The 16,447-nt window shown below is 60.6% G+C and carries 14 protein-coding genes and 1 tRNA gene; 5 read left to right on the top strand and 10 right to left on the bottom strand.

The features are described 5' to 3' along the window. Nucleotides 1–15: 15 nt before the first annotated feature. The 10 genes from ACPF7Z_RS01860 to hemA all read right to left on the bottom strand — a co-directional run bounded on the left by ACPF7Z_RS01860 (nucleotide 16) and on the right by hemA (nucleotide 11,669). Entirely contained in the window at nucleotides 16–1,308 is a 1,293-nt protein-coding gene (locus tag ACPF7Z_RS01860; protein ID WP_425191454.1) for an NAD(P)/FAD-dependent oxidoreductase, read from the bottom strand. Between the two features lie 174 nt (nucleotides 1,309–1,482). Next, nucleotides 1,483–2,859, bottom strand: a complete 1,377-nt coding sequence (locus ACPF7Z_RS01855; protein WP_425191453.1) for an NAD-dependent succinate-semialdehyde dehydrogenase — start codon at nucleotides 2,857–2,859, stop codon at nucleotides 1,483–1,485. Between the two features lie 175 nt (nucleotides 2,860–3,034). Next, nucleotides 3,035–4,528: a CoA-acylating methylmalonate-semialdehyde dehydrogenase gene (locus tag ACPF7Z_RS01850; RefSeq protein ID WP_425191452.1), complete on the bottom strand. Its 1,494-nt coding sequence runs from the start codon at nucleotides 4,526–4,528 to the stop codon at nucleotides 3,035–3,037. A 26-nt stretch (nucleotides 4,529–4,554) separates the two neighbouring features. Next, nucleotides 4,555–5,877, bottom strand: coding sequence for an aspartate aminotransferase family protein (locus ACPF7Z_RS01845; protein ID WP_425191554.1), 1,323 nt, complete (start codon nucleotides 5,875–5,877; stop codon nucleotides 4,555–4,557). Between the two features lie 197 nt (nucleotides 5,878–6,074). Beyond that, the gene (locus ACPF7Z_RS01840; RefSeq protein ID WP_425191451.1) at nucleotides 6,075–6,983 is read right to left on the bottom strand and encodes a LysR family transcriptional regulator; all 909 of its coding nucleotides are present in this window, start codon (nucleotides 6,981–6,983) and stop codon (nucleotides 6,075–6,077) included. A gap of 13 nt (nucleotides 6,984–6,996) precedes the next feature. Then, nucleotides 6,997–7,758, bottom strand: a complete 762-nt coding sequence (locus ACPF7Z_RS01835) for a HesA/MoeB/ThiF family protein (protein WP_425191450.1) — start codon at nucleotides 7,756–7,758, stop codon at nucleotides 6,997–6,999. A 69-nt stretch (nucleotides 7,759–7,827) separates the two neighbouring features. Continuing rightward, nucleotides 7,828–8,325, bottom strand: coding sequence for an Lrp/AsnC ligand binding domain-containing protein (locus tag ACPF7Z_RS01830; protein ID WP_425191449.1), 498 nt, complete (start codon nucleotides 8,323–8,325; stop codon nucleotides 7,828–7,830). 124 nt (nucleotides 8,326–8,449) lie between these two features. Continuing rightward, nucleotides 8,450–9,301: a peptide chain release factor N(5)-glutamine methyltransferase gene (gene prmC / locus ACPF7Z_RS01825; protein ID WP_425191448.1), complete on the bottom strand. Its 852-nt coding sequence runs from the start codon at nucleotides 9,299–9,301 to the stop codon at nucleotides 8,450–8,452. Continuing rightward, entirely contained in the window at nucleotides 9,301–10,386 is a 1,086-nt protein-coding gene (gene prfA, locus ACPF7Z_RS01820; protein ID WP_425191447.1) for a peptide chain release factor 1, read from the bottom strand. Before prfA ends, prmC begins: the two co-directional genes overlap by 1 nt. Continuing rightward, the gene (gene hemA, locus ACPF7Z_RS01815; RefSeq protein WP_425191446.1) at nucleotides 10,383–11,669 is read right to left on the bottom strand and encodes a glutamyl-tRNA reductase; all 1,287 of its coding nucleotides are present in this window, start codon (nucleotides 11,667–11,669) and stop codon (nucleotides 10,383–10,385) included. The genes prfA and hemA overlap by 4 nt, the downstream gene beginning before the upstream one ends. A gap of 332 nt (nucleotides 11,670–12,001) precedes the next feature. On the opposite strand from hemA, the gene ACPF7Z_RS01810 reads away from it, so the two are divergent. The 5 genes from ACPF7Z_RS01810 to ACPF7Z_RS01790 all read left to right on the top strand — a co-directional run bounded on the left by ACPF7Z_RS01810 (nucleotide 12,002) and on the right by ACPF7Z_RS01790 (nucleotide 16,349). Continuing rightward, nucleotides 12,002–13,615 carry a tetratricopeptide repeat protein gene (locus ACPF7Z_RS01810; RefSeq protein ID WP_425191445.1) on the top strand — a complete coding sequence of 538 codons (1,614 nt, stop codon included), beginning with the start codon at nucleotides 12,002–12,004 and terminating at the stop codon, nucleotides 13,613–13,615. A gap of 35 nt (nucleotides 13,616–13,650) precedes the next feature. Further along, nucleotides 13,651–14,268, top strand: coding sequence for a lipoprotein insertase outer membrane protein LolB (gene lolB / locus ACPF7Z_RS01805; protein ID WP_425191444.1), 618 nt, complete (start codon nucleotides 13,651–13,653; stop codon nucleotides 14,266–14,268). Beyond that, on the top strand, nucleotides 14,265–15,116 hold the full coding sequence (gene ispE / locus ACPF7Z_RS01800) for a 4-(cytidine 5'-diphospho)-2-C-methyl-D-erythritol kinase (protein ID WP_425191443.1): 852 nt from the start codon (nucleotides 14,265–14,267) through the stop codon (nucleotides 15,114–15,116). The genes lolB and ispE overlap by 4 nt, the downstream gene beginning before the upstream one ends. A 126-nt stretch (nucleotides 15,117–15,242) precedes the next feature. Then, nucleotides 15,243–15,317: transfer RNA gene (locus tag ACPF7Z_RS01795), tRNA-Gln, on the top strand. A gap of 90 nt (nucleotides 15,318–15,407) precedes the next feature. Continuing rightward, nucleotides 15,408–16,349, top strand: a complete 942-nt coding sequence (locus ACPF7Z_RS01790) for a ribose-phosphate pyrophosphokinase (RefSeq protein ID WP_425191442.1) — start codon at nucleotides 15,408–15,410, stop codon at nucleotides 16,347–16,349. The last annotated feature ends 98 nt before the right edge of the window (nucleotides 16,350–16,447 follow it).

Here is a 16,447-nt window from a genome sequence, read left to right as displayed (position 1 = left end):
AAGACGCCTCCGAAACTACAATCGGTCCCGCAACTTGTAGAAATTGGTTGCCAATACCAATAGTGGTTGGCGTAGCCAGCGCCCGCCAGGAAACCGACGATGCGGCATGTCGGCAAAAACATCGAAGCGCTCGGCTTGCCCCGCAATGGCATCGCTCATCAGACGCCCGGCCAAGCCAGCCAGGGACATGCCATGACCCGAATAGCCTTGCGCGTAGAAGATAGTGTGATCCAGACGCCCGAAATCCGGGGCACGATTGACGGTGATGGCCACATCGCCCCCCCAGCGGTAGTCGATCCTGATTCCCTTGAGGACAGGAAATAGATTGGCAATCTTGGCATCCATGCGGGCCTCGAGGCCGCGTGGCTCACGCCCGTCGTAGCTGACCTCGCCTCCGTAAAGCAGACGCCGATCGCCGGATAACCGATAGTAATCGAGCACGAAATTGGTATCCGAGAGGGCGTCGTTATGGGGCAGCACCTGGGCGACCTGATGCTCGCTCAAGGGTTCGGTGGCCACGATGTAATTGGCGGCGCTCATGATGCGACCGCTCAATTCGGGCAGCAGGCCACCCAGATAAGCATTGGCGGCCACCACCACGAAATCGGCGGTTACCTGACCCTGCGCAGTGATCACCCGGGCCGGTTGACCACGCTCGACACGGACTGCCGCGCTATGCTCGTGAATCACGGCACCTGCTCGTTGGGCGGCACGAGCCAAACCGAGGGTATAGTTGAGCGGATGCAGATGACCCCCTTCCGCATCGTGAAGACCCGCCAGATACGCATCGCTGACGACCCGCTCACGCAGGGCATCGCCTTCGAGAAACGTCATCGAATGATAATCGTAGCGCTGCGCCATGCTGTCCTGAAAGGCATGCAGCTCGCGCACATGGCGGGGCTTGATCGCCGCGTTCACATAGCCCCAGGTGAGATCGCAAGGGATGTCGTGGCGTTGAATCAACTGTTCGGTGAGGCGTACCGATTCGCGGCTCATTTCCCATATTTCTCGCGCCCGCTCGAGCCCCAGCGCCTTTTCGACCACCTCGAGTTCGGTGCCCAGCCCCGGCAGGATCTGTCCTCCACTGCGCCCTGAGGCGCCATAGCCGATTTCACCGGCCTCCAGCAGCACCACCGAATAGCCACGCTCGGCCAGATGCAAGGCCGCCGAACAGCCGGTCACACCGCCCCCGACGACGCAGACATCGGCCTTGCCATCGCCCTCCAGCGAGGGAGTAGGCGCCAGGCTAACCGCGATGCTGGCATTGTAGTAAGAGGCAGGACGATGAGGTCCGGGTGCAGCAGTCATACGCCTTCCTGGTCCAGTGAGCCGCCAAAGACGGCTCGATATTATTGTTGAATTCTTCGACCGCTTTCGCATTGCTGTTTCGAGCATCTGGTTATCAGTCTTGCACCAAACCCCACACGGGTGTCAAGTATAAAATACCAAACGTTCAACGCAGCGATACGAACAAGGGCTAGTTCAGACCCCATCTTTCATCCGAATGAGCTTCTTGTTGACGAACTCATCGATGCCGAAACGACCGAGTTCCCGCCCGAATCCACTGCGTTTGACGCCACCAAAGGGCAACTCCGCGGCTTCGCCACCTACTTCGTTGATGAAGACCATACCCACCTCGAGTTGATCGGCGACACGTAGCGCCTTCTCCCGATCCTGGGAGATAACGATGGAACCAAGACCAAAAGGCGATGCGTTGGCAAGCTCGATGGCCTCGTCTTCACTCGCTATCTTGTAGACCACGGCGACCGGGCCGAACAACTCCTCGCGATAGGCATCCATTTCCGGCGTAACCTGGGTAAGCACGGTGGGTGCAAAGAAGTTACCCTCGGGATCTTTACCGCCTACCTTGGCGACCGCTCCCTGTTCGAGCGCTGTCTTGACCTGGCGCTCGAGGGTGGCGGTGGCATTGGCGGAGGACAACGGGCCCAGGGCGACGCCTTCGACCGTGGGATCGGCAGGCTCGACCCTGTCCATGGCGGAGGCGAACTTCTCGACGAACTCGTCGTGGATATCCTCCATCACCAGGATGCGCTTGGAGCCATTGCAGGCTTGGCCGCTATTCTCCAGACGTCCCGCCACGGCCATCTCGACGACGCCATCGATATCGTCGGTATCGAGCACCAGGAACACATCGGAGCCGCCTAGCTCCAGCACGACCTTCTTGAGATGTCGTCCGGCGATCTCTGCCACGGCCGCACCGGCACGCTCGGAGCCGGTCAATGAAACCCCTTGAATACGAGGGTCGGCAATGACATCGGCCACCTGTTCATTGGTGGCAAAAACGTTGACGTAGGCCCCTTCCGGAAAGCCTGCATCGTTGAAGATTCTTTCCAGTGCCAACGCAGATTCAGGACACTGCGGGGCGTGTTTGAGCACGATCGTATTGCCCAGCACCAGATTGGGCCCAGCGAAACGCGCCACTTGATAGAAGGGAAAATTCCACGGCATGATACCGATGAGCACCCCGAGGGCCTGACGGCGGATGAAGGCCTTGCCACCGGCCGGGGACGGAATGGGCTCGTCTGCCAGGAAGGTCTCGGCATTGTCCGCGTAGTAATTGTAGATATCGACGCAGAAGTCGATTTCCCCCCGGGCCTGATCGATCGGCTTGCCCATCTCCTTGACGATGATGGCGGCCAGTTCTTCGCGACGTTCCGCGTGCAACTGCGCCACGCGCTTGAGAAGCGCTGCCCGCTTGGCCACATCGGTAGTGCGCGACCATTGGCGATAAGCATTATCGGCACTGGTCACTGCCTGTTGAATCTGATCGTCCGTGGCGGTGGGATAAGTGGCGATATTTTCGCCGGTAGCAGGATTGGTGACCTGATAGTGACTCATGATGTCTCCTTGAAGTGTCTTATGTGACACCCGCGTGAATGATGGTAAATAGCGGGAGCGAGGGGACATTCTCAGGCAGATGATAGCCTCTCGACAAATGCTCGAGTGCTGGTAGCCGCTCTGCGCATGAATACGCAATGGACGACGCACGCCGCCCATTGTCAATTCCCTGGCGTTAACTACCGGACGGAAAATGAAACTCTGCATGCGCCTTCTCGAAGGGCGCTGCCCAGCGCTGAGAGACTGCCTTGCGCCGGGTATAGAAACGCACCGCATCCGGGCCGTAGGCGTGCAAATCGCCAAATAGCGAGCGCTTCCAGCCGCCGAAGCTGTGATAGGCCACCGGCACCGGTAGCGGCACATTGATGCCCACCATGCCGACTTCGATCTGATCCGCGAAACGTCGCGACGCCTCGCCGTCCCGGGTGAACAAGCAGGTGCCGTTGCCGTATTCGTGGGCGTTGATCAGTTCAATAGCAGCGTCCAGGCTAGCGACCCGCACCACGCACAGCACCGGGCCGAAGATCTCTTCCCGATAGATGCGCATCTCCGGGGTCACCCGGTCGAACAAGCAGCCACCGAGGAAGAAGCCGTCCTCATGACCGGGCACACTCAGGCCCCGACCATCGGCCAGCAGCTTGGCGCCGGAACGCACGCCATCCTCGATATAGCCCAGCACCTTTTCACGGTGTTCTCCAGTGACCAGCGGCCCCATGTCGAGCCCCTTGTCGGTCCCAGGCCCGACCTTCAGCTCGGCAATCTTCGGTTGCATGGCATCGATCAGCCGGTCGGCGGTGTCATCGCCCACGCACACGGCCACGGAGATCGCCATGCAGCGCTCACCGCAGCTGCCATAGGCCGCACCCATCAAGGTAGTGGCGGCGTTGTCGATGTCCGCGTCCGGCAGCACCACGGCATGGTTCTTGGCCCCGCCCAAGGCCTGGACCCGCTTGCCGTTGGCGCAACCCCGGGCGTAGAGGCTTTCGGCAATCGGCGTGGAACCTACGAAGGAAATCGCCTTGACGTCCGGCGCATCGAGCAGCGCTTCCACCGCTTCCCGATCGCCGTGCACCACGTTGATCACGCCCTTGGGAGCCCCGGCTTCTTCCAGCAGTTCGGCGATGGCCAGGGACGAGGTTGGGTCCTTCTCCGACGGCTTCAGGATGAAGGTATTACCGCAGGCGATCGCCATGGGGTACATCCATAGCGGCACCATGGCGGGGAAGTTGAACGGCGTGATACCGGCGACCACGCCCAATGGCTGGAAGTTGGACCAGGCGTCGATGTTGGGCCCCACGTTATGAGAGTACTCACCTTTGAGCAGTTCCGGCACGCCGCAGGCATATTCGACATTCTCGATACCACGCTTGAGCTCACCCAGGGCATCTTCCACGGTCTTGCCGTGTTCCTCGCTGACCAGTTGCACCAAACGTTCAGTGTGCTCCTCGAGCAGCTGCTTGAAGCGAAACATGACCTGGGCGCGTTTGGCCGGCGGCGTATCGCGCCAGGCAGGGAATGCGGCCTTGGCCGCCGCCACGGCCTGCTCCACGGTAACGGTATCGGCGCAGGCCAGTTGGCGAATCACCTGACCGGTCGACGGATTGGCCACCTCGAGGGTGCGATTACCGGCGATGCGTTCACCGCCTATCAAATGCAAAACCTGCTCCATCGTCGTCTCCTATGTTGTATTTCGGTTTAATCCAGCTTATCGAGGGTCGTGGCCACCGCATCGAACAGGCGCTCGAGCTCTTCCGTTGTGGAGGCGAAAGGCGGGCCGAACTGCAAGGTGTCGCCGCCGTAGCGCACATAGAAACCGGCTTCCCAGAGCGCCAAATGCGCGTCCCGTGGTCGAACCGTCGGGTCTCCGTCCCGGGGTGCCAGTTGAATGGCGCCGGCCAGGCCGTAGTTGCGAATATCCACCACGTGGGGGCGCCCTCTCAGCGCATGCAACTTCTCTTCGAATGCCGGCGCGATGGCTTGCACCTGAGCGGGAAAGTCTTCGCGCTCGAACAGCTCCAGTGCCGCCAGCCCCGCGGCGCAGGCCACCGGATGACCGCTGTAGGTGTAGCCGTGGGGAAACTCGATGGCATGCTCGGGTCCGCCGGCCTGCATGAAGGTATCGAAAATTTCATTCGAGGCGATCACCGCGCCCATGGGTACCGCACCGTTGGTCAGCTGCTTGGCGATGTTCATGATGTCCGGCGCGACGCCAAAGGCCTCGGCCCCGGTACGCGCGCCACTGCGGCCGAAGGCGGTGATCACCTCGTCGAAGATCAGCAGAATATCGTGCTGAGTGCAGATCTTACGCAGGCGATCGAGATACCCCTTGGGCGGCACGATCACCCCGGCGGAGCCGGCCATGGGCTCGACGATGACTGCTGCGATGTTCGAGGCGTCATGCAGCGCGATCTGATCGAGCAAGGCATCCGCCAGCTCCACGCCGATCTCAGCTTGCCCTCGGGTGAAAGCCAGATGGGCTTGCAGGGTATGGGGCAGATGCGTGACGTCCATCAGTTGGCCATAATGCTTGCGATTGCCACCGATGCCGCCAAGGCTGGTGCCGCCGATGTTGACACCGTGATAGCCCTTGGCACGGCCGATCAACCGGGTCTTTTCCGGTTTTCCCTTGAGCCGCCAGTAGGCCTTGGCCATCTTGATGGACGTATCTGCGGCCTCGGAACCGGAGTCGGTGAAGAACACATGATCGAGCCCTTTCGGGGTCAGGCTGGCAACCTTTTCCGCCAGCTGAAACGCCAGCGGATGAGCGACCTGAAAGCCTGGTGCAAAGTCCAGGCTGCCCAGCTGCTTGGCCACCGCTTGCTGAATCTCGGCGCGATTGTGGCCGGCGCCACAGGTCCAAAGCCCGGACAGGGAGTCGAACAGCCGTCGTCCCTTATCATCGATGAAATAGCGCCCTTCAGCCCCGGTAATCACCCGTGGGTGGGCGTGAAAATCCCGATTGCTACTGAACGGCATCCAATAGTGCTGATTGAGTGAGGTTGAACCTGCGCTGGGCATGCGCTCGGTTTGAGTTGTGCTATCGCCTTTGGTCTCAACCTGATGGTTTGTCTCGAACATGACGTGATCCTCCAGCTGCCTAGTAGTATGTATTACAGCATGGCTCAGTCATCAGGTTTGAAAAATACACGCTTGCTTGCGTTAACGTGAGCCCTGGCTGACGTATTGCGCCTGCCCTTTCCTCTCTCGAGCCAATCTCAAGCCAATCCCTCCAGAAACGCCTCCAGCACGCGATGAAAACGTCGATCGCGCCGGGTGATGACCACGAAGGGCGTCAGATAATGGCACTTCTCAACGAGCAAAGCCTTGAGGCGTCCGGCTGCTATCCAGGGAGCGGCGAGATGCTCCGGCAGATAACCGATGTAACGCCCGGTCAGTATCAGGAAGACGGCGCCCTCGCGATCCGAGGCGCTGGCAGTGCCGTCGAGAATGGCGTGAGCCTCACGCGCAGCTTGAGGTAGCGGATAACCGGGGATCACTGCATCCTGCTGACTCAAGCAGGAAATCGTCAGTTCCTTGTCCAGCGCTGCGAAAAGTGGATGGGTGTTAGAGCAATAGAGCAGCGAGCGCTCATCGTATAGCGCGCGGGTTTCGAGGCTGGCAAGCAGATTGACCTCCGGCACCACCCCGACATGCAGCCGAGCGTCCAGCACCCCCTGGGCGATCGTGTCCGAGGACTCCATGTGAATGTTGATGCGCACCTCCGGCCCCTTTTCCTTGAGATCCGCCAGGGCATGGGTGATGCGCATTTCCGGTTTGCTGACCAGATTGTCGGTGATACCGATATTGAGTTCGCCGCGCAGGGTCTGGTGCAGCCCATTGACCTCGGTGCGAAAGGTCTCAAGCGATGCGAGCAAAGTGAGCACGGCGCCGAACACCTGGCGCCCCTCCTCGGTGAGCGAGAAGCCGCCGCGCCCACGCTGGCACAGACGCAGCCCTAGACGTTTCTCAAGATCGCTCATGTGCAGGCTGATTGCCGAACGGCTGATACCCAGAGTCGGTTCGGCGGCGGTAAAACCGCCGCACTCGACCACTGTCTTGAACACCCGCAGCAGGCGGATATCGAAGTCGCTGACCTGACTCAAAGGAAGAGGCGAACGCTCCATGGCCATCTACCGTTCAACCTGATGCACTGCAGACGCTGCACTCGGGATCTCGCTGCACATTGAAACGTCGCCACTCCCCGCTCAAGCCATCGAAGGTGGAGAGGCCTTGGTGGGGCGTACCGGCACCGCTCAGCAACTTCATCGCCTCGAGTGCCTGAAAGGTACCAATCATGCCGACCAGTGGCGAGATGACGCCATTCTCGGCGCAGCGCAGTTCCTGATCGGTGTATTCATCCTCCTTTCCTGCAGGATAGAGACAGGCATAGCAGGGGCTTTCCCTGTTCCGCAGGTCGAAAACCGCCAGTTGACCGGAAAAACGAATGGCAGCGCCCGAGACCACGGGCTTACGCATCTGCAGACAGGCACGATTGATGGCATATCGACTGGAGAAGCGATCGGTGCAATCGAGCACCACATCCGCCTCCGCCACCACCTCTGCCAGGGCGGTCCCTTGCAGATGATGGGGAACGACTTCGATTCGACAATCAGAGTTGAGCGCCTGGACCGCCGCCGCTGCGGAATCGACCTTCAGCCGGCCAAGATCCGCTTCACCATGAGCGATCTGGCGCTGTAGATTGGAAAGCTCTACCACATCATCGTCGATCAGGGTCAGACGCCCCACCCCCGCTGCCGCGAGATAGAGCGCCACTGGCGAGCCCAACCCACCGGCACCGACAATCACGGCATGTCCGGCAAGCATCCGTTCCTGGCCGGCAATATCGACCTGCGGCAGCATGATTTGCCGGCTGTAACGCAATAGCGCTTGATCATTCATGGCTCACCTTGATGCTCAATGGCGACTCTGGCAATAGTGCTATACGAGGCGCGTGCTTTCCTCGCGGCATCATTGCGCGCGCTGATCGAATTCTGGAATCGGCAACGCGAACTCTTCCTTGACCTCTTCCATGACCACATAGCTCTTCGACTCCTTGACCCCGGGCAGGGTCAGCACGACTTCGCCGAGCAATTGACGATAGGCGGACATTTCGGGAATTCGACACTTGAGAATGTAGTCGAACTGGCCGGACACGAGATGACACTCCTGGATCTGAGGCAATGTAGCGATCGCGCGGCGGAACTCGTCGAATACAGCCGGCGATTGAGTTTCAAGGCTGATCTCGACGAACACCAGCAGGTTGGCCTTGAGTGCCGTCGGATCGAGCAAGGCCTTGTATCCACGAATGATGCCGGTGCGCTCGAGACGCTTGACGCGCTCAAGGCAAGGGGTCGTCGAAAGCCCCACCCGGGAAGCGAGATCGACATAGGAGATGCGGGCGTTCTCCTGCAAGACACCAAGGATCTTGAGATCGATGCGATCCAATGATCGCGCCTTGTTTTTCATCGTAATGACGTCCCCAGTCGAGTGTCAGCAGTGTGATCGTCTGCCTGTCGCATTTCGAGTAGTTGCAATTATAACTATCACAGTCGATCACCGGGGCTCTAGCCTGGGATATTCCACGCTCTATTCATGACGACAAGCATGCCGGCATGCGGCCCAAGGATACCCGTGGCTGGCCCGCCAGATCGGCGAGCGTCATGACGTCGGCATAGCCCGCTTGGCGCAACGCCTCGGCAACGGCCTGTCCCTGGGTCCAGCCATGCTCGAGCAACAGCCATCCCTGTGCTTCAAGATGTGCGCGCGTCGCGACGATCAGGTGCCGAAGATCCGCAAGTCCCTTGTCGTTGGCCACCAGCGCCGAACGCGGCTCGAAGCGTACATCGCCTTGCCCCAGGTGAGGATCGTCGTCAGCAAGATAAGGCGGATTGGCCAGGATCAGCTCGAATCGCCGGTCCGCCAGCGCCGAGAACCAATCGCTCTCTAGAAACTCGACGCTGGCGATACCCAGGCGTTCAGCGTTGCCTTGCGCCAGGGAAAGCGCGTCGGCGATTCGATCGACCCCCGTTACCTGCCAGCCAGGGCGTTCGCTGGCAAAGGCCAAGGCAATGGCGCCGCTCCCGGTGCCGAGATCCAGCGCCCGCCCGTCCAGCGCCGTGGCCTTGGCCAAGGCCGCCTCGACCAGACATTCGGTATCCTGTCGTGGAATCAAGGTAGACGCCCGGGTCTGCAGCCGCAGCCCCCAGAACTCCCGCTCACCGACCAGATAGGCAATCGGCTCGCCATGGTTTCGTGCCGCCACAAGCGTATCGAAATGCGACCGTTCTGCATCGGTAACGTCCCGATCACTCCAGGTATAGAGCCAGGTACGATCGCGCTTCAGCACATGTCCCAACAGCACCTCGGCATCCAGCCGTGGTGTGGTTGATCCCGCGGCACTCAAGCGCGTACCCGCTTGAATCATTAGCTGCTCGATAGTCATCAGGCGTCCTGCAGCGCAGAGAGGCGTTCGGCCTGGTACTCGTTGATCAACGGCTCGATGACCTCATCCAGCTCGCCGGCCATCACCTCGCCGAGTTTGTACAGGGTCAGGTTGATGCGGTGATCCGTCAGCCGTCCCTGGGGAAAATTGTAGGTACGAATACGTTCGCTGCGATCCCCGGAGCCGACCAGGGAACGGCGGGTGTCGGCCTGTTGCTGGCGCTGATTGGCCACGGCGCTTTGCTTCAGACGCGCGGCCAGTAGCGACATCGCCTTGGCTCGGTTCTTGTGCTGGCTGCGCTCTTCCTGGCACTCCACCACCACCCCGCTGGGCAGATGGGTAATGCGAATGGCCGAATCAGTGGTATTGACGTGCTGACCACCGGCGCCACTGGAACGAAAGGTATCCACCCGCAGCTCGTTGGGGTCGATGTCGACATCCCCTACTTCATCGGCTTCCGGCATGATCGCCACGGTACAGGCCGAGGTGTGGATGCGTCCCTGGGACTCGGTGGCCGGGACGCGCTGTACCCGATGCGCCCCGGATTCGAACTTGAGCCGGGCATAGACGCCCTCGCCCCGCACCCGGGCGATGATCTCCTTATAGCCCCCCTGGTCGCCATGGCTGGCACTCACCACCTCGATCTTCCAGCCCAGCTTTTCGGCATAGCGCGAATACATGCGAAACAGGTCGCCGGCGAACAGCGAGGCTTCGTCGCCTCCGGTGCCGGCGCGCACCTCGAGAAAAACGTTACGGTGATCGTCCGGGTCCTTGGGCACCAGCAGTTTCTTGAGGCGTTCTTCCAGGTCTTCGAGACGAGCGCGCCCTTCTTGAAGTTCCTCTTGTGCCAGCTCCCGCAGGTCCGCATCGCCGTCGGTACTCAACTGAGCAGCATCCTCGACATCCTGTTCGACCTGGCGGTACTCACGCCAGGCAGCAGTGAGCTCCTCGAGTTCGGCGTACTCTCTCGAATAGTCGCGAAACCGCGTCTGCTCAGCGATCACGTCGGGATCGGCGAGCAGCGCCGCCAGTTCCTCGAAGCGTTCCTGAAGACTTTCCAGACGTTGACGCAGTGACGCTTTCATGAAGGGTCCTGTTGTGAATCCCGGGAGGAGTCTGCCGAGTCGAGCAGCAGTTGCTCCGCGGCTTGAATGAGATCATGACGTTCCGCACCGGAGGCTTCCCGCATGCGCAACGTCGGGCCGTGCAGTAACTTGTTGGTGAGTTGCTGGGTCAGGCGACGGATGACCTTCTCGGGATTCTGGCCCCGAGCCAATTGCGCTAGCGCCTGGGATTCGGCGCTCACCCGTAGCGCCTCGCTCTGCTCGCGATAACGGCGGATCAGCTCTCCCGCCCCGCGCACACGACGTTCGTGCAACCAGTGATCGACCCCAAGCGCGATCAATTCCTCGGCCTGATCCGCCGCTACCTGCCGATGGCGACGGTTTTCCTCGATCACTTCCTGCAGGTCGTCGACGGTGTATAAAAAGACATCGCCGAGCTCGCCGACCTGAGGTTCGATATCTCGCGGCACGGCGATATCGACCATGAAAACGGGACGATGGCGGCGCAGTTTCAGAGCGCGCTCGACCATGCCCTTGCCCAGGATCGGCAGTGGCGCGGCCGTCGAGGTGATCACGATATCGGCACGCGGCAGCACATCCGGGATCTCGCTCAGAGAAATGGCCTCGCCGTCAATTTCTTGAGCCAGCGTCGAGGCCCGCTCCCGAGTGCGGTTGGCGACGATCATTTCTCGGATACCCGCCTCCTTGAGATGTCGCGCCACCAGTTGGATGGTCTCGCCAGCGCCTATCAGCAGCGCCCGCGAACGCGATAGATCGTCGAAGATACGATTCGCCAGGCTAACCGCGGCGTAGGCGACCGAGACCGGATTTTCACCGATACCGGTCTCGGTACGCACCTGCTTGGCCACGGCGAAAACATGCTGGAACAGGCGCTCGAGTTCGCCCCCGAGGCCCTGGAGGTCATGCGCCTGCTGATAGGCCGTCTTGAGCTGTCCCAGTATCTGCGGCTCGCCGAGCACCATCGAGTCGAGCCCCGACGCCACGCGCATGAGATGTCTGGCCGCTGCCTCGTCGAGATAATGATAGGCACACTGGGTCAGCTGATTTAGCGTCAGACCATGAAAACGGCTCAACCAATCGAGGATCGTCTGTTCACCCTGCTCGCCGGTGACACAGTACAGCTCGGTCCGGTTGCAGGTCGACAATACGGCGGCCTCGTGCACTTGAGGCAAGCATTTGAGTTCGTTCAGGGCCATTTCCAGCTGGCTCGGCGCGAACGCCACCTGCTCGCGTACCTCGACAGTCGCGGTATTATGATTGATTCCCAGCGCAAGAAGCGTCATTGCAGCGTCACTAGCATCGAGATCATGGATCGCACGGAAATTGAAATGGAAAAGATATTTGGCGCAGTAGTTTATCACACCCACTTCGCCAGGGCAGGATACGTTGCGCTTCGCTTTGCCCGGGCTGATCAAGTCGGTATGCTGAGCGGCAGTCCCTTGCCGGCCCTGGTGGCCGATGATGCACTCTGGAATTGCAGGGCATTCCAGTGATTTCTTTAGCGAACGAGGAAGGCATGCGCCCACGCTTGGTTACGACCACTTTGCTCACTGTCCTGTTGACGGCTTGTCAGAGCACGGCCTCCGGTCCTTCTTTGACCGCTGCAGACGATCCCATGGCGTCGGCTCCTCCGATTCGCAAAGGACTCGACGCACAGGGTCTGGCGACCTTGCTCACCGCCGAGCTGGCCGGACAACGCGATGATTTCGACCGCGCCGCCAGAGGCTACCTGGAGAGTGCCGATCGCTATGGTTCATCGGCACTGGCCGAGCGTGCCGTCCTCGCCGCGCGCTACAGCAACGATCAGGCATTACTTTTACAGGCAACGCAGCGTTGGCACGCACTTGCGCCGGACAACGAGGCGCCGACTCGCCTACTGGCGGGGCTTGCCATGGAGCGCGGCGACTGGCAAGCCAGTCTGGAGCAACGCCTGACCTTGGCAGCACGCGGCGATCAGGGAGATCTGATCAGCTTTGCGGAAACCGTCATCGACGAGCAGGTCGATCTTATTCCCTTGCTGGATACGCTGTATCGATTTCTTGATGACCACCCGCGACAAAGCGATGCCATCGTCGCCACGGCCTTGCTCGAAGCGGCTGTCGGCGATACCCGGCAAGCTGAACGGCGTCTAGCCGAACTTGCCCGAACGCAACCGGAACTCCCGGCGGTGTGGCTGGTGCGTGGGCGGATCGCCCTGGAGCAAGGACGTGTCGCAGCGGCCCGGGATGCCGCCCGGCGAGGGCTCGAAGCCGCGCCCGACGACAATCGTTTCATCCTGATGCTCGCCCAGGCTCAGTTGCGCCTGGGCAATGTCGATGCCGCCGAAGCCGGACTCGATCCTCTGCTGGCGCGTCATCCCGATGCGCCCCAGCTGCGCCTGGCGCTTGCACAGCTCTATATGGAGGAAGGCTATAACGCACCGGCACGCCGCCTGCTGCTTCCCTTACTCGAAAGCGACCCGGCACCGCCGGCGGCCTATATCCTGCTGGGAGCCATTGCCGACGAACAGGAAGAAGTCGACAACGCGCTGCTCTACTACCGTCAGGTGCCGCCGGGTGATGGATTTCTCGAAGCTCGACTACGCGCCGCTCAAATGCTGATCGAAGCGGGGCGACTGCTCGATGCCCGAGATTTTTTGAACATCGAGCGCCTGCGTCATCCGGACATGCGCGGCGAACTGGTGACTATCGAAATCGATCTGCTGGAAGAGCAGAATCTGACGGATGCCGCCACTCAATTGCTCGAGCGCGAGATCAGGCGTGCCCCCGAGGACAGCCAGTTGCGCTTCTTGCGCTCCATGCGTCGCTATGAAAAAGGCGATCTGGAGGGCATGGAACGCGATCTACGGTCCATCCTCGCCCGGGAACCGGACAACGCCATGGCCTTGAACGCCCTGGGTTATACACTGGTAGACGTTACCGAGCGCCATCAGGAAGGCCTCGAACTGATCCAGCGGGCCCATGAACTGGAACCCGAGAGCCCAGCGATTCTCGATAGCCTGGGCTGGGCCTATCACAAACTGAATGATAACGAGCGTGCGCTGCCCTATCTGCAGGAGGCTTATGCGGCACAGCCGGACCAGGAGATTGCCGCGCACCTGGCCGAGGTATTGTGGCTGCTCGAACGCCGGCAAGAAGCGCGGAGAGTCATCGCCGAGGCGCTCGAGCGCTTCGATGAACGACCCAGAATAGACGAATTGCTCGAGCGTATTCCTGCCCTCGCCCCTTGAATGCATACCCTTCTTCACCGTCGAGATGAGCTTATATGATGCGACTGCTGATGCCATTGCTTGGCTTGATATTGCTGGCGGGTTGTGCCGCTCAGTCCCCGACTCCCGATATCCCTCGGGAACGCGGCGACTGGTCCGCTCAACTCGAGGAGCTCGAGGCGCTTGAGCGTTGGCGCCTGGCCGGCAAGGTCGGGTTGCGCACCAATGAAGATACCACCAGCGCCAATCTGGATTGGTATCAGGCACCGCGCCACTATCGCATGCTGATAAGCGGCCCCTTCGGCACGGGTCGTAGCGTACTCGAAGGAACGCCGGAAGGCGTGACGCTAACCACCGGCGATGGACGCTTCTCGGCGGAAACTCCCGAACAGCTGATGCAGGAACAGCTTGGCTGGTCATTGCCCATCTCCGCCCTCGACAACTGGGTACGCGGCTTGCCCGCCCCGATCGTGGCGCATGAGATGCAAACCGACGAGAGCGGCTTTCCCGAGCAGCTACGCCAGGCCGGCTGGACCATCGAGTATCGCGACTGGACCTGGGCACCGGAACTGCGCGGAGGCTTATGGCTGCCGCGTCGTCTGGTGATGACCTTCGATGATCTACGCGCCACCCTGGTGGTCAATCAGTGGCGTTCAGCCGATCCAGCACCATGAAGGAACTGATACTGCCGGCGCCGGCCAAGCTCAATCGTCTACTGCATATCACAGGGCGGCGCAGCGATGGCTATCATGAGCTACAGACGCTCTTCCAGTTTCTCGATCATGGCGACACCCTGCGTTTTAGACGCCGCGATGACGGGATCGTCAATCTCGAATCGACCCTCGACACGGTGGCTCAAAACGACAATCTAGTGGTACGCGCCGCTCGACTGCTTCAAGTAGACATCGACTGCCGCCTGGGGGTCGATATCCATCTCGACAAGCGTTTACCCCTGGGCGGCGGGCTGGGCGGTGGCAGCTCCGATGCCGCCACTACCCTACTTGCTCTGAATCACCTCTGGAATCTCGGGCTGAGCCCTGATCGCCTTGCAGCGCTCGGGTTGCGCCTGGGCGCCGATGTGCCGGTATTCGTATACGGCCATGCCGCCTGGGCCGAAGGTATCGGTGAGCGTCTGACGCCGGTCGAACTGGACACCCCCTGGTTCGTGGTGCTTCATCCAGGAATCGAGGTCGCGACACCGCAGGTGTTCGGCGCCCCACAATTGACACGAAACACCCCCCCCATTAGTATGGCGCGCGCACTGCAGGAGGGGCCCGAAGCCTGGCGCAACGATTGCGAAGCGACGGTGCGGCGCCTTTATCCCAGAGTTGACGAGGCGTTCGAATGGCTGTCCGCCTTTGCACCACCGTTATTGACCGGCACCGGCGCCTGTCTATTCTGCAGCTTACAACACGAAAGCGATGCTCAGAGACTACTGGAGCAAGTGCGTGACGATTGGCATGCCTTCAAGGCTCGGGGATGCAACGTCTCGCCTCTTCATCAGGCACTGAGCCTCATGTAGATCTGGGCCTGTTGTAGAACCGAGCTTTGAAGATAATGAGAGCAGAGCAGTCCGGAGCATTCAACGGCTAGCGATGCAGTAGGGGTCGTGCCGGCTGTGAGGCAACGGCGAGAGAGTTTATAGTACTGGGGTATAGCCAAGTGGTAAGGCACCGGTTTTTGGTATCGGCATTCCCAGGTTCGAATCCTGGTACCCCAGCCAGTTCTCTGATGAAACTGCCAACATTCCTATCGAGATTCCCTAGAGGTCTGTCGTACCCCACAGGCTCTCAGACTCCAAAGGTGGCTGCGCGTGTCTAAATTGATGGTTTTCGCCGGGAACGCCAATCCCGAACTTGCTCGCAAGGTGGCCGAATGTCTCGACAATCGGCTGGGTCATGCCACGGTCGGCCAGTTCAGCGATGGCGAGATCGCAGTCGAGATCAATGAGAACGTTCGCGGCAAGGATGTGTTCATCCTGCAGTCCACCTGCGCCCCGACCAACGATAACCTGCTCGAACTGATTCTGATGGTGGATGCCCTGCGCCGCGCCTCCGCGACTCGCATCACCGCCGTCGTTCCCTATTTCGGCTATGCGCGTCAGGATCGCCGCGTGCGTTCGGCGCGGGTGCCCATTTCCGCCAAAGTGGTCGCCGACATGATGGTCAAGGCAGGGGTCGACCGGGTCATGACCATGGACCTGCATGCGGATCAGATCCAGGGCTTTTTCGACGTGCCGGTGGATAACGTCTACGGCTCGCCGATCCTGCTCGACGATATCGAGCGCCAGAACTACGACAATCTGGTGGTGGTATCGCCGGACGTAGGTGGCGTGGTGCGTGCCCGAGCCATCGCCAAGCAACTCAATGCCGACCTGGCCATCATCGACAAGCGCCGGCCGCAGTCCAACCAGGCTCAGGTGATGCATATCATCGGCGAGATCGAGGGTCGCACCTGCGTGGTGGTCGATGACATGGTCGATACCGCCGGCACGCTCTGCAAGGCCGCCGAAGCCCTCAAGGACCACGGTGCTCAGCGTGTAGTGGCCTACGCCACCCACCCGATCCTGTCGGGGCCGGCGGTGGATAATATTCTGGGTTCGGTACTTGACGAACTCGTCGTCGGGGATACCATCCCGCTTGCCGAAGAGGCACGGCGCAGCGGCAAGATACGCCAGCTAAGCGTGGCAGGCTTGATCGCCGAGGCGATCCGCCGTGTCAGCAATGAAGAATCCGTGAGCGCGATGTTCCACTAGAACATCCTGCTCGGATACGTGCGCTGCAGTAGTTTGTTCAAAGAGCGCTATCGGAAACGTCACCGCCTGGTCGCGGGGGTGATGATTTCCTTATTTCA

The sequence above is a fragment of the Halomonas sp. GXIMD04776 genome, from assembly GCF_049808615.1.
Lineage (GTDB): Bacteria > Pseudomonadota > Gammaproteobacteria > Pseudomonadales > Halomonadaceae > Modicisalibacter.
This window is presented reverse-complemented; position numbering and strand designations above follow the sequence as displayed.